The organism is Pseudomonas sp. LB3P81, from assembly GCF_054897965.1.
Genome location: NZ_JBUBVG010000001.1, coordinates 4,380,637 through 4,394,295, shown reverse-complemented (window position 1 = coordinate 4,394,295; position 13,659 = coordinate 4,380,637). Strand labels below are relative to the sequence as shown.

11 protein-coding genes and 2 tRNA genes are annotated in these 13,659 nt (G+C 59.2%); 10 read left to right on the top strand and 3 right to left on the bottom strand.

Annotated elements, in window-relative coordinates:
- Position 1 precedes the first annotated feature (1 nt).
- The 7 genes from lolB (at position 2) to ychF (ending at position 5,191) form a co-directional block, all read left to right on the top strand.
- Positions 2-619, top strand: coding sequence for a lipoprotein insertase outer membrane protein LolB (gene lolB, locus ACYZTL_RS20360; RefSeq protein WP_461953254.1), 618 nt, complete (start codon positions 2-4; stop codon positions 617-619).
- Positions 620-621: 2 nt separating this feature from the next.
- Complete coding sequence (ispE, locus tag ACYZTL_RS20355; protein ID WP_461953253.1) at positions 622-1,473, top strand: 4-(cytidine 5'-diphospho)-2-C-methyl-D-erythritol kinase; 852 nt, start codon at positions 622-624, stop codon at positions 1,471-1,473.
- A 36-nt stretch (positions 1,474-1,509) separates the two neighbouring features.
- Positions 1,510-1,584, top strand: a tRNA-Gln gene (locus tag ACYZTL_RS20350).
- Between the two features lie 46 nt (positions 1,585-1,630).
- Positions 1,631-2,572, top strand: a complete 942-nt coding sequence (locus ACYZTL_RS20345; protein ID WP_003208392.1) for a ribose-phosphate pyrophosphokinase — start codon at positions 1,631-1,633, stop codon at positions 2,570-2,572.
- 141 nt (positions 2,573-2,713) lie between these two features.
- The gene (locus ACYZTL_RS20340) at positions 2,714-3,313 is read left to right on the top strand and encodes a 50S ribosomal protein L25/general stress protein Ctc (protein ID WP_018929567.1); all 600 of its coding nucleotides are present in this window, start codon (positions 2,714-2,716) and stop codon (positions 3,311-3,313) included.
- A gap of 170 nt (positions 3,314-3,483) precedes the next feature.
- Positions 3,484-4,068: an aminoacyl-tRNA hydrolase gene (pth, locus tag ACYZTL_RS20335; RefSeq protein ID WP_461953252.1), complete on the top strand. Its 585-nt coding sequence runs from the start codon at positions 3,484-3,486 to the stop codon at positions 4,066-4,068.
- Between the two features lie 22 nt (positions 4,069-4,090).
- Positions 4,091-5,191, top strand: a complete 1,101-nt coding sequence (gene ychF / locus ACYZTL_RS20330; protein ID WP_461953251.1) for a redox-regulated ATPase YchF — start codon at positions 4,091-4,093, stop codon at positions 5,189-5,191.
- 201 nt (positions 5,192-5,392) lie between these two features.
- On the opposite strand, the gene ACYZTL_RS20325 is transcribed toward ychF, so the two are convergent.
- Positions 5,393-6,610, bottom strand: coding sequence for an MFS transporter (locus ACYZTL_RS20325; RefSeq protein WP_461953250.1), 1,218 nt, complete (start codon positions 6,608-6,610; stop codon positions 5,393-5,395).
- A gap of 185 nt (positions 6,611-6,795) precedes the next feature.
- Between ACYZTL_RS20325 and ACYZTL_RS20320 the strand changes: the two genes are divergently transcribed.
- Together ACYZTL_RS20320 and ACYZTL_RS20315 are read left to right on the top strand one after the other, a co-directional pair.
- The gene (locus tag ACYZTL_RS20320; RefSeq protein ID WP_461953249.1) at positions 6,796-8,991 is read left to right on the top strand and encodes a methyl-accepting chemotaxis protein; all 2,196 of its coding nucleotides are present in this window, start codon (positions 6,796-6,798) and stop codon (positions 8,989-8,991) included.
- A 116-nt stretch (positions 8,992-9,107) separates the two neighbouring features.
- Positions 9,108-9,184 (top strand) — tRNA-Met (locus ACYZTL_RS20315).
- Between the two features lie 166 nt (positions 9,185-9,350).
- On the opposite strand, the gene ACYZTL_RS20310 is transcribed toward ACYZTL_RS20315, so the two are convergent.
- Positions 9,351-10,460 (bottom strand): DUF2817 domain-containing protein, encoded by a 1,110-nt coding sequence (locus ACYZTL_RS20310; protein ID WP_461953248.1) that lies wholly within the window; start codon positions 10,458-10,460, stop codon positions 9,351-9,353.
- A gap of 152 nt (positions 10,461-10,612) precedes the next feature.
- Here ACYZTL_RS20310 and ggt point away from each other — a divergent pair, with 152 nt between their 5' ends.
- A complete protein-coding gene (gene ggt / locus ACYZTL_RS20305; protein WP_461953247.1) occupies positions 10,613-12,445 on the top strand; it encodes a gamma-glutamyltransferase in 1,833 nt (610 codons plus the stop codon).
- 87 nt (positions 12,446-12,532) lie between these two features.
- On the opposite strand, the gene ddlA is transcribed toward ggt, so the two are convergent.
- Positions 12,533-13,627 carry a D-alanine--D-alanine ligase gene (gene ddlA, locus ACYZTL_RS20300; RefSeq protein WP_461953246.1) on the bottom strand — a complete coding sequence of 365 codons (1,095 nt, stop codon included), beginning with the start codon at positions 13,625-13,627 and terminating at the stop codon, positions 12,533-12,535.
- Between the last annotated feature and the right edge of the window lie 32 nt (positions 13,628-13,659).

The window sequence follows — 13,659 nt, the reverse complement described above, 5'->3', positions numbered from 1 at the left end:
CATGTTTTTGCGCCACCTCATCGTTTTCAGTTTTATCGCCCTGCTCGCCGGTTGCGCGGGCTTCGGCGCCCGCGAATCGGTTCAGGGTCAGGGCGACGCCGGTCTGTGGCGCGCTCACAAAGAGCAACTGACCAGCCTCGACGGCTGGCAGATCAACGGCAAGATCGGTATTCGAGCGCCAAAAGACTCGGGCAGCGGCACGCTGTTCTGGTTGCAGCGCCAGTCGTATTACGACATTCGCCTTTCGGGCCCTCTGGGTCGCGGCGCCGCACGCCTGACCGGACACCCCGGAAAGGTCTCGCTGGAAGTCGCCAATCAGGGACGCTATGAAGCGCCGACGCCGGAAGTGCTGCTTGAAGAACAGCTCGGCTGGAAACTGCCGGTGTCGCATCTGGCCTGGTGGGTCCGCGGGCTCCCGGCGCCGGACAGCAAAAGTCGCCTGACACTGGATGCCGACAGCCGCCTGGCCAATCTGGATCAGGATGGCTGGCAAGTCGAATACCTGAGTTATGCCGAGCAAAACGGCTATTGGCTGCCCGAGCGGATCAAACTGCATGGCGCCGACCTTGACGTCACACTGGTGATCAAGGAATGGCAACCTCGAAAACTGGGGCAATGAACATGACGGCCCCACGCTTGACGCTACCCTCCCCGGCCAAACTCAATCTGATGCTGCACATCCTCGGCCGCCGTGAAGACGGTTATCACGAGTTGCAGACGATTTTTCAGTTTCTCGACTACGGCGATGAAATTACTTTTGCCGTGCGTGACGACGGTGTGATTCAACTGCACACCGAATTCGAGGGTGTGCCGCACGACAGCAATCTGATTGTTCGAGCCGCAAAAAAACTTCAGGAGCAATCCGGTTGTTCGCTTGGCATCGACATCTGGATCGAAAAAATTCTACCCATGGGCGGTGGCATCGGTGGCGGCAGTTCAAATGCCGCGACGACTTTGCTCGGCTTGAATCATCTCTGGCAACTGGACTGGAATGAGGATCGGCTGGCCGCACTGGGCCTGACGCTGGGGGCCGACGTCCCTGTTTTCGTGCGTGGCCACGCGGCTTTCGCAGAGGGTGTCGGGGAAAAACTCACCCCTGTAGACCCCGAAGAACCGTGGTATCTCGTGCTTGTGCCGCAAGTATCTGTAAGTACAGCAGAAATTTTTTCAGATCCGTTGTTGACACGTAACTCTTCTCCCATTAAAGTGCGCCCCGTTCCCAAGGGAAACAGTCGAAATGACTGCTTACCGGTGGTAGCAAGGCGTTATCCAGATGTACGTAACGCATTGGATTTGTTAGGTAAATTTACCGAAGCAAAACTCACCGGAACTGGAAGTTGTGTGTTTGGGGGCTTCCCAAGCAAAGCTGAAGCTGATAAAGTCTCGGCCCTTCTTACAGAGACCCTTACAGGGTTTGTAGCAAAAGGAAGCAACGTTTCGATGTTGCATCGCAAGCTGCAAAGTCTGCTCTAAAGGAACCGATTACTGGGTAATCGTTGCAACAGATACAGGGGCGTCGCCAAGCGGTAAGGCAGCAGGTTTTGATCCTGCCATGCGTTGGTTCGAATCCAGCCGCCCCTGCCATTTTCTAATACTCATCCAGGTTACCCTCAGCCTTCAGGTACTGCGCGTGTCCAAGATGATGGTCTTTACGGGGAACGCTAACCCCGATCTGGCTCGGCGTGTCGTACGTCAGCTGCATATCCCTCTCGGTGACATCTCTGTCGGTAAATTCTCCGACGGCGAAATTACAGCCGAGATCAATGAAAACGTCCGCGGTAAAGATGTCTTCATTATTCAGCCGACTTGCGCTCCGACCAACGATAACCTGATGGAACTGGTAGTGATGGCTGATGCCTTCCGCCGCTCCTCGGCTACTCGTATCACTGCTGTTATTCCTTACTTTGGTTATGCCCGTCAGGATCGCCGTCCGCGTTCCGCACGTGTGGCTATCAGCGCGAAAGTCGTTGCTGACATGCTTACCGTAGTCGGCATCGACCGTGTTCTCACGGTTGATCTGCATGCTGACCAAATCCAGGGTTTCTTCGATATTCCGGTAGATAACATCTACGGCTCCCCGGTTCTGGTGGATGACATTGAAGATCAGCGCTTCGAAAACCTGATGATCGTGTCCCCGGACATTGGCGGCGTCGTGCGTGCACGTGCCGTTGCCAAATCCCTGGGCGTGGATCTCGGGATCATCGACAAACGCCGTGAGAAAGCCAATCACTCTGAAGTGATGCATATCATCGGTGATGTCGAAGGGCGTACCTGTATTCTGGTCGATGACATGGTCGATACCGCCGGCACTCTGTGCCACGCGGCCAAGGCCCTGAAAGAGCATGGCGCTGCCAAGGTTTTCGCCTACTGCACACACCCTGTGCTGTCCGGTCGGGCGATCGAAAACATTGAAAATTCCATGCTGGACGAACTGGTGGTGACCAACACCATCCCGTTGTCCGCTGCTGCTCAAGCCTGCTCGCGTATCCGCCAACTGGATATCGCGCCGGTTGTTGCCGAAGCGGTCCGCCGCATCAGCAATGAAGAATCGATCAGCGCGATGTTCCGCTAAGGGCCCTGCCCTTCTCGAACATCTCGTTGACGAAAAGCGCCCCGCCCCGGCATTCCTGTCGGGGCGGGGCTTTTTTGCCCATATCGCCTTTAGCGCTGGTCGCAAACGCTGGGGCGAATGTGGTTATTTTGGAGATACAACATGAACGATTTTACTCTGAATGCTGAAGTGCGTTCCGACCTGGGGAAAGGTGCGAGCCGCCGCCTGCGTCGTCTCGCAAGCCTGGTTCCAGCTGTAGTTTACGGTGGCGAAAAAGCCCCTGAATCCATCAGCATGCTGGCTAAAGAAGTTGCCAAACTGCTCGAAAACGAAGCGGCTTACAGCCACATCATCGAGCTGAACGTTGGCGGCACCAAGCAAAACGTAATCATCAAAGCTCTGCAACGTCACCCGGCCAAAGGCCACGTGATGCACGCTGACTTCGTACGCGTAGTAGCTGGCCAGAAACTGACCGCTATCGTTCCAGTGCACTTCATCAACGAAGCTGCTCCTGTGAAGAAAGGCGGCGAAATTTCGCACGTCGTTGCTGAAATCGAAGTTTCCTGCCTGCCGAAAGACCTGCCTGAATTCATCGAAGTTGACCTGGCTAACGCCGAAGTCGGCTCGATCATTCACCTGTCCGACATCAGCGCTCCTAAAGGCGTTGAATTTGTTGCTCTGGCTCACGGTAACGACCTGGCTGTTGCCAACGTTCACGCTCCACGTGTTGCTCCAGAAGCTGCAGAAGGCGCTGCAGAGTAATTTTACTCTGTACGCCGGAGTGAGCAGGTAACATCGCGGACTGGAACGTAGCGAGAAAGCGGGCGAGAACGCGGAGTTTACATAATGGTAAATGAGCACTTGTCGTCCACTTTCGCCGCACACCCAGATTGCGGCGATGTTATCCACCTCTCCAAGGAAGGGCCCCTATCGTGAATGCCATCAAACTGATCGTTGGCCTGGGAAATCCAGGCGCTGAATACGAACAGACCCGGCATAACGCAGGGGCCCTTTTTGTTGAGCGCATCGCGAACGCACAAGGCGTGAACCTTGTGGCGGATCGCAAATATTTCGGCCTGACCGGGCGCTATTCGCATCAGGGTCAGGATGTTCGTCTGCTGATACCCACCACTTACATGAACCGCAGCGGCCAGGCCGTAGCGGCTCTTGCCGGTTTCTTCCGCATCAAGCCCGAAGAAATCCTGGTGGCGCATGACGAACTCGACCTGCCTCCGGGCGTTGCCAAACTCAAACAGGGCGGCGGCCATGGCGGTCACAACGGGTTGCGCGACATCATCGCGCAACTGGGCAATCAGAATACCTTCTACCGCTTGCGGCTTGGCATTGGCCACCCGGGCGTAGCCAGTATGGTTTCAAATTTCGTCCTGGGTCGTGCGCCACGCGCCGAACAGGAAAAACTCGATGCCAGCATCGACTTTGCCCTCGGCGTGCTGCCGGATATCCTCGCCGGGGAATGGAACCGCGCGATGAAAAACCTGCACAGCCAGAAGGCCTGACTCTTATCCGAGGGGAAACACCATGGGATTCAATTGCGGCATCGTCGGCCTGCCTAACGTCGGCAAGTCCACCCTGTTCAACGCCCTGACCAAATCCGGGATCGCGGCCGAGAACTTCCCCTTCTGCACCATCGAGCCGAACACCGGTATCGTGCCGATGCCGGATTCGCGTCTGGAAGCCTTGGCGACCATCGTCAATCCAAAGCGCATCCTGCCGACCACCATGGAATTCGTCGACATCGCGGGCCTCGTTGCCGGCGCCTCGAAAGGTGAAGGCCTGGGCAACAAATTCCTCGCCAACATCCGCGAGACCGATGCCATCGCCCACGTGGTCCGCTGCTTCGAAGACGAGAACGTGATTCACGTCTCCAACAGCGTCGACCCGAAACGCGACATCGAAATCATCGACCTGGAACTGATCTTCGCCGACCTCGACAGCTGCGAAAAGCAACTGCAGAAAGTCGCCCGCAACGCCAAGGGTGGTGACAAGGACGCCATTGTCCAGAAGGGTCTGCTGGAGCAATTGATCGCTCACTTCACCCTCGGCAAGCCTGCGCGCACGCTGATGAAGAACATGGGCGCCGACGACAAAGCGGTGATTCGTGGCTTCCACCTGCTGACCACCAAACCGGTCATGTACATCGCCAACGTCGCTGAAGACGGCTTCGAGAACAACCCGCTGCTGGACATCGTCAAAGCCATCGCCGAAGAAGAAGGCGCCATGGTGGTTCCGGTCTGCAACAAGATCGAAGCCGAAATCGCCGAACTGGAAGACGGCGAAGAGAAAGACATGTTCCTTGAAGCCCTGGGTCTCGAAGAGCCTGGCCTGAATCGCGTGATCCGCGCCGGCTACGAAATGCTGCACCTGCAGACCTACTTCACCGCCGGTGTCGAAGAAGTCCGCGCCTGGACCGTCCGCGTCGGTGCCACCGCACCACAAGCCGCCGGCGTGATCCACACCGACTTCGAAAAAGGCTTCATCCGCGCCGAAGTCATCGCCTACGACGACTTCATCCAGTACAAGGGCGAAGCCGGCACCAAAGAAGCCGGCAAATGGCGTCTGGAAGGCAAGGACTACATCGTGAAAGACGGCGACGTGATGCACTTCCGTTTCAACGTCTAAGTTATTCAGGACGAAGCACCCGCCCAAGAAAAAGCCGCGTTTGATATGCGGCTTTTTTGTGCCTGAAATAAATCACCCGCCACACCACCGTTAAATGTGGGAGCGGGCTTGCTCGCGAAGACGGTGTGTCAGCTGACAACAATGTAGCTGACACACCGTCTTCGCGAGCAAGCCCGCTCCCACAGGGGAAATTGTGTGGGATCAGGCTTTTTTGGTTCTTGGCAGCAAGATCGCCAACACACCCAACAACGGCAGGAACGAACACAGGAAATACACGTATTCGATGCCGTGAATGTCCGCGAGATGCCCCAGCAGTGCCGCGCCAATCCCGCCGAAACCAAACATCAGCCCAAAGAACACCCCGGCAATCATCCCTACATTGCCCGGCACCAACTCCTGGGCGTACACCACGATGGCCGAGAACGCAGAGGCCAGGATGAAACCGATCACCACGCTGAGAATGCTGGTCCAGAACAAATCAACGTGCGGCAAAATCAAGGTGAACGGCGCCACGCCCAGGATCGAAAACCAGATCACCGCCTTACGCCCGATCTTGTCGCCGATTGGTCCGCCGAAGAATGTCCCTGCCGCTACCGCCCCCAGAAACAGGAACAAATGCAGCTGCGAACTGGCCACCGACAGGTCGAATTTCTCGATCAGGTAGAAGGTGAAGTAACTGGTGAAACTGGCCATGTAGAAATACTTGGAGAACACCAGCAACCCGAGCACCACCAGCGCACTGATTACGCGGCTCTTCGACAACCGATGAGTAGCGACCTGACCTTGCTTGAGCTTGAACAAGCTCAAGTGGTTGGCGTACCAGCGGCTGATCCGGTAGAGCACGAACAACGCAAACACCGCGAACAATCCGAACCACGCCACATGGCCCTGACCAAACGGAATGATGATCGCCGCTGCCAGTAATGGACCGAAGGCGGAGCCCGCGTTACCGCCGACCTGGAAAGTCGATTGCGCCAGGCCAAATCGCCCGCCCGAGGCCAGTCGCGCCACGCGAGACGCTTCCGGGTGAAAGGTCGACGAGCCGATGCCAATCAACCCCGCCGCCAGCAAAATCAATGGAAAGGTGCCGACCACCGACATCATCAAAATGCCGATCAATGTGCACACCGTCCCGGCCGGAAGCAGCCAGGGTTTGGGATGGCGATCCGTGTAATAACCGACCCACGGCTGCAACAGCGAAGCCGTCAACTGAAAGGTCAGAGTGATCAGGCCGACCTGGGTGAAGGTCAGCCCGTAGTTGGCCTTGAGCATCGGGTAGATTGACGGCAGCACTGACTGAATCAGGTCGTTGATTAAATGCGCCAGCGCCACGGCGCCGATGATGCGCATAACCAGTGGGCTGCTTTGTGAAGTCGCGGACGTCGGCGGTGTGCCGGTCCGGGCATTGCTGATTGCCATGGGAATTTCCGTACAGCAGATGGGTGCACACGGGCAGGTGCGTCAATGTGCCATTTTTTAGTGCAGAAGCGCCATCCCCTTAGCCTGCTAACGACTTCAAAAATTAAGGTAATAGCGCAACGCCATGGTCTGAATCTTGCCTTGCTAATCCCCTTCAACGCGGCCCTTTACAAAGGGGACCGAGAATGGGAAGTTTCGCTACAGAGTCGGCCTACAGAGCTGACGGGGGTGAACTTTCGAGGCCTTTAAAAAGGGCACGAGTCGCGGTCGCAACGACCTCGACGCACGCAATTGGTGCGTGGTGTCCAGAGGAGTCATGGGGCATGCAGGCTTTTTTATCTCCGGGGATCGGGTTGTTGGGGCGTTTCGGTTTCGCCCGAAAATTTCAGCTGTTGTTTCTGCTGTTTATCCTGCCGCTCGCGGGCAGCCTGCTGATGATCGGTCAGGACTATCGCGCCAAACTGAACCTGATCTCCGGCGAGCGTGCCGGGGTCCGGCAACTGCTCGCGCTGGATGCGCTGGATAACCTGCTCGCCGCCCAGCGTGACCGCGCCGCGCGCTGGCGTGCCACCGAGACCACCCGCCAGCCGACACCGGCCACTCTCGCGGCGATGGCTGCGTTCGATGCCGTTCAGCCGGCGGTCGCCCAAGCCACCACGGACCTTGGCAACACGTTGCAAACCGAAGGCGCCGAGGGCGAAACCCTGGCCCGCTATCAAGCCCTGCAAACCGCGATCAACGACCTCGACTCGAAAAGCCTGAGCAGCGTTGGCTGGTGGCCGGACGGTTACGATCGCTTCACCAATGCCTTGAGCGCTCTGCAAGCCTTGCGCGAACAGATCGCCATGGACAATCGTCTGACGCTGGCACCGTGGCTGGAAACCTACCTGCTGACGCAGATCTCCACGCAACACGCGCCGGACCTGATCGAACGGGTCGGCCGTCTCGCCAGCGTCGGTCAGGCGTCGGTGGTGTCGGGTCAGTTCACCCTGCAAAGCCGTCTGCAATTGCGCGACCTGCGCAGCCGCATCGGCGACGCCCGCGAACAGCTTGTCAAAACCGCTGGCCTGCTGGAAGCGCGTCTGCCCAGCGCCTTGCAGACCTGGGCCGGTCAATACCATGACAGCCTCAAGCACCTCGACGCCGAGTTGAAAGTCCTCGATGACGGCGTGTTTGGCGGCAGCATCAAACTCAAACCCGAGGAATTCGAACGCAATCTGGACGCCCTGCTCACCGACCTCGCTTCGTTGCGTCAGCAATCGTTGGTCTCGCTGGATCAGCGTCTGGATTACTATCACGGCTCGGCGATTCGCCAGTTCATTGTGGTGGCGGCGATCTTTGGTTGCCTGCTGCTGGCCGCGCTGTACCTGTTCATCTGTTTGCAGGCTTCTATTCGCCGTAGCGCCAGCGGCATCACGCTGCTGGCCGAAGCCTTGCGCGACGGCAATCTGAGCCTGCAAGTGCCGGTTGAGGGCCGCGACGAACTGGCAGCGATCAGCACCGCGCTCAACGTCGCGGTGGTGCAACTGCGCAATAGTCTATTGGGGGTCGATCACGAAACCTTGCAACTGAGTAACGCGGTGCGCACGCTGAATCACCATTCCAGTGGCGCCTTGGGCGAGGTCGAAGCGCAGCAACTGCAGATCAGTCAGATCGCGGCGGCGGCAACGCAATTGGCCGCCACTTCCCTAGGGGTTGCCCAGAGCTGCGAACAGGCTTCCGGCAGCGCTCAGCACACCCGGCGCATTGCAGCCGACAGCAGCCGTGACAGCCAACGCACCACAGCGAGTATCCAACAGCTCAATCAGCGTTTGAACGACACGGCAGCGGCACTCGGACGGGTCAGCGAACAAGGTCAGCAGATTCAGTTGGTGGTCGACACCATTCGCGGGGTCGCCGAGCAGACCAACCTGTTGGCGCTCAACGCGGCCATCGAAGCCGCTCGTGCCGGTGAACAGGGTCGTGGCTTTGCGGTTGTGGCCGATGAAGTGCGCAGCCTGTCGCAGCGCACCCAATCGTCCACCGCGCAGATCGCCAACACCGTCGACAGTTTGCGTAACACGGTGAACGAAGCCGTCAGCCTGATGGAAGCCGCCTGCGGCCAGGCGCAATCCGATGCGCAAGCGGTCACCGGCCTCGGCGAGCGACTGGGGGAAATCGCCAGCGCCGTGCAAAGCGTCACCGACACCCTGGCGCAGATCGCCACGGCAGTCGACGAGCAAGCGACCACTGCCGACGAAGTCAGCGGCAACATCCAGCAAGTCGATCAGGCCGCAGTGCGCTTGCTCGAAGGGGCGCGGGCGGTGAATCAGGCTGCAGACACCTTGAGCCAGGGCAGCAAGGCCCTGAGTGCCAATACCGGGAGATTCCAGCTCGGTTGACGCCCTCCCCCGGTCCGGTTTTTCGGCTCAGGTGGATAAGCGGTTGAAAGCGTAGAGAAATATTTTAGATTTATGCTTGACGCATCTGCATTACCGGTGAATAATGCGCGCCACTTGGCTACATAGCTCAGTTGGTTAGAGCATAGCATTCATAATGCTGGGGTCCGGGGTTCAAGTCCCTGTGTAGCCACCAAGTACTAAAAACGGCTTACCGAAAGGTAGGCCGTTTTTTTATGCCTCCTGTAAGAGCGAGCTTGCTCGCGATGGACTCAAGAGCCCCGCGTTTAAGCAGTAAACACGCATAATCGTTGACGACCATCGTCGGAACGCCGCCCGGAGCAAGCTCGCTCCTACATGCCTCAGCAGCGAACTGTCGCCAACGCAGACAGTGCCCGCTCCCATATCTGCCAAGTACGCAACCAGACCATCGCCTGCCAGTCGCTATCGGCGGGATAAAACTGCTCCAGCAGATTCAGTTTGATTTCACGCCCTACCGCCTCACTCGGATTGCCGTGTTGATGCAGCCAGTGGTCGTCGCGCAAATGACGATGAACCTCTGCCCCCGGATACGTCCCGCACTCGATCACGAATGGCATCAGTCGCACCTGCGGCAGCGCATCGATCAGCGCCTGCGAGGTGTAGCCGGTCGCCGTCGCGGCCACGCCGGTTTCGCTCAGCGTGTTGGCGCCGGTCAGCAACGTGTAGAGCCACGGTCCGTAGATAGCCTGCGCATCCTGCAACGCTGGATAAGCGGACTCTGTGATGGTCAGCAACATCGGATGGCCGTACTCCCCGGCACCGGTGTGCAAGTCGAAGCACATCGCGACATCGGCGTGAGCAACATGCTTTTGAAGGATCTGGTGCAACGTTCGGTTCGACCAGCTCGGCGCCCACCCGCCGTAAAACAAGCCGTCGGGATGACTGTGCTGCCCACCCTCGACAATCGACATCACCGCCGGCCAGCCGTGTTCGCGGATCTGCTGGTCGAGCAACGCATCGGCGCGATCACGCTCGGGGCCTGTCAACTCAGTGCAGGCATAGATTTCATGCAGCGCGGCATAAGCCTGATTGTCCGGTAGCGGACGTTCGAAGTTCAGGTGATTGCGGTTGAGGTCGATGTTGTCTTCGTTGACCCGACGCAACCACGCCGTGCCCCAGGGATTGATCAGATGGACAAACACCACGGCGACATCGGCCGGCAGTGAACGCTTGCCCAACTCCTGCATCCACTTGATCTGACAGCCCGAACCATAGAAGCCTTCGACCCCGTGAGTGCCGCTCAGCGCGATCAGCAAGCGCTTGGCGCCCGGATCACCGAGCACCGCCACATCGGTGCTCAAAGGCTCACCAAACGGCCCTTTGAGCGGGTGCGGATACTCGGTCAGCGTCGCGCCGGCCGCGATCGCCGCCGCCAGAAATTGTTCACGCTGGGCGCCATAGCTTGGCTGTGAGGGAAAGTCGGTCTGCATGTCTGCCTCTTGTTGATCTTCTGACTCGTCTGCTGCCCTTGACCCTACAGAAAATCCGTCAATGGATGAAGGACAAAAACGTCCCGTGATTTGCGTCACTGACTGTCGGCCGATAAAGTCCCCTGATCTTTCCCACGGACGGAGTGCCCCGCGTGTTTTCAGCCTTTCACTGGAATCGCTATCGCCTGTCAGCCCTTTCGCTGATTGCCAGCGCATTAACCCTCGCTGCGTGCAACGCTCCGCCCGCTTCAACGTTGCCGCTCGCACCGGAAACTGCCTCGGGCTTTCGCACCGACCTGCAATCCCGGCATGCCTCGAAACACATGGCGGCAGCAGCCAACCCACTCGCGGCCGAAGCCGGACGCGCGATGCTGCGTCAGGGCGGTTCGGCGATTGATGCCGCCATTGCGATGCAAGCGGTGCTGACGCTGGTCGAGCCGCAATCCTCGGGTATCGGCGGTGGTGCGTTGATCGTGCTCTGGGACGGCAAAACCGTGCGCACTTACGACGGTCGCGAAACCGCACCGGCCGGTGCCACCGAGAAACTATTCCTGCAGGCCGACGGCAAACCGATGCCGTTCACTCAGGCGCAGATTGGTGGTCGTTCCGTGGGCACGCCCGGCGTGTTGCGGGCGCTTGAACTGGCCCATCGGAAACACGGGCGCCTGCCATGGGCGCAGCTGTTCGAGCCGGCGATCAGACTCGCGGAGCAAGGTTTTCCCATCTCGCCACGCCTGCATCAGTTGATTGCTTCGGATTCGTCCATGCAACGTTCACCAGACATGATGGCGTATTTCCGGAACGCCGATGGCAGCCCGAAAGCCGTCGGCACGCCACTGAAAAACCCGGCGCTGGCCGCCGTGTTCAAACGCATCGCCAAGGAAGGTCCCGACGCGCTGTACAAAGGCCCCATCGCGCAGGAAATCGTCACCAGGGTTCAGGGCCACGCCAACCCCGGCCGCCTGTCGCTGAACGACCTCAACGGCTACTCCGCCAAGGAACGTGCGCCGCTGTGCACTGATTACAAACGCTGGCAGGTCTGCGGGATGCCGCCACCGTCATCGGGCGGAATCGCTGTGGCGCAGATCCTCGGCACCTTGCAGGCACTGGAAACCCGCGACCCGCGTTTCGCTCTGGCCCCCTTGAAACCGGTCGAGAGCAACCGACCCGCAGGCATCGAGCCGGCCCCTGAAGCCGTGCACCTGATCTCCGAAGCCGAACGTCTCGCTTACGCCGACCGCGCGCTGTACGTCGCCGATAGCGACTTCGTGCCGGTCCCCGTCAAAGGTCTGGTGGACCCGACTTATCTGGCCAGCCGCGCCGCCCTGATTGGCGATCGCAGCATGGGCGTGGCCAAACCCGGTACGCCGCCGGGGATTCAGGTCGCCTACGCGCCGGACCGTTCGCCGCTGCGCATTTCCACCTCGCAAGTGGTGACGGTCGATGACCAGGGCGGTGCAGTGTCAATGACCACCACGGTCGAATCCGCGTTCGGCTCACACCTGATGGTTCAGGGATTTCTGCTCAACAACCAGATGACCGACTTCTCGTTCATCCCCGAAGAAAACGGGCAGAAAGTCGCCAACCGCGTCGAACCCGGCAAACGCCCGCGCTCGTCCATGGCGCCCACCCTGATCTTCGACCGCCAGAGCGGCGAATTCCTCGCCACCCTCGGCTCCCCCGGCGGCTCGCAAATCATTGAATACGTCGCAAAATCCACCATCGGCCTGCTCGACTGGAACCTCGACCCGCAAACCGCCATCAACCTGCCCAACTTCGGCAGCCGCAACGGCCCGACCGAGCTGGAGCAGGGGCAATTCAGTGCGGAGACGATTCAGGCGTTGAAGGACAACGGGCACAGCGTGACCGAGATCGACATGACCAGCGGTACTCAGGCGATTGTCCGGATCAAGGATGCTCAGGGAAAAGCATCGCTGGCGGGTGGGGCGGATCCGCGGCGCGAGGGGGAAGCATTGGGGGATTGAGTCATACGAATGAAGAAGATCCCGAAGGCTGGCAAAACCAGCCTCCGAGGCATGTCGCGACCTCAATTACCCGTTTTGGCATGCGGACTAGCGAGAAATCTTCAACGCCTGCCGCGCCTTGTGTTTCTCCAGCGCCAGTTCGATCAAACGGCTGACCAGCTCGCTGTAGGTCATGCCGGTGGCCTGCCACAGTTTGGGGTACATGCTGATGCGGGTGAAACCGGGCAGCGAGTTGATCTCGTTGATCAGCACTTCGCCGCTGTCGGTCAGGAACACATCGACCCGCGCCAGACCGGAACAGCCCAACACCTGAAACGCCTCGACGGCCAGGGCCCGAATGCGCTCGCTGGCTTCGCTGCTGATGTGAGCCGGAACCACCACTTCAGCAGCCTGTGCGTCGATGTACTTGCTGTCGTAGGAATAGAACCCGCTGCGGATGACGATTTCGCCACAGCCGCTGGCGATGGCGTCTTCGTTGCCGAGCACCGCGCATTCGATCTCACGGCCTCTGACGGCGGATTCGACCAGCACTTTCTCATCGAAACCCAGGGCCAGTTCAACCGCCGCCCGGTATTCGGCCTCATCGTTGACCTTGCTCACGCCCACCGACGAGCCCTGGTTCGCCGGTTTGACGAACAGCGGCAGGCCGAGCTTCCCCTGGACCTCGGCGAATTCGGTGCGCGCTGCGGTGGCGCGGTTCAGGGTCACGAACGGTGTGACCGCCAACCCGGCATCACGCAGCAGGCGTTTGCTGATGTCCTTGTCCATGCACACCGCCGACCCCAGCACGTCGGAGCCGACAAACGGCAAATCAGCCATGCGCAGCAACCCTTGCAGGCAACCGTCCTCACCCAGGGTGCCGTGGACGATCGGGAAGATCACATCGACGTGGTCCAGCAGTTCCTGACTCGAGATTTCCACCAGTTGCTGAGTGGCCTTGCCCGGCACCACGGCGAGTTCGCGGTTGGACTGATTGAGGGCGATCAACGTCGGGTTTTCCTGGTTGAGCAGGAAGTTCGACGGGTCGTTGAGGTGCCAGTGACCCTGCTTGTCGATACCGATCAGCACCGGTTCGAAGCGCGACCGATCCAGCGCATCAACGATGTTTTTCGCCGATTGCAGCGACACTTCATGTTCAGCCGAACGGCCACCAAAAATAATGCCTACCCGCAGTTTGCTCATTCAGAACTCCTCAACGATTGGCCACCAGATGC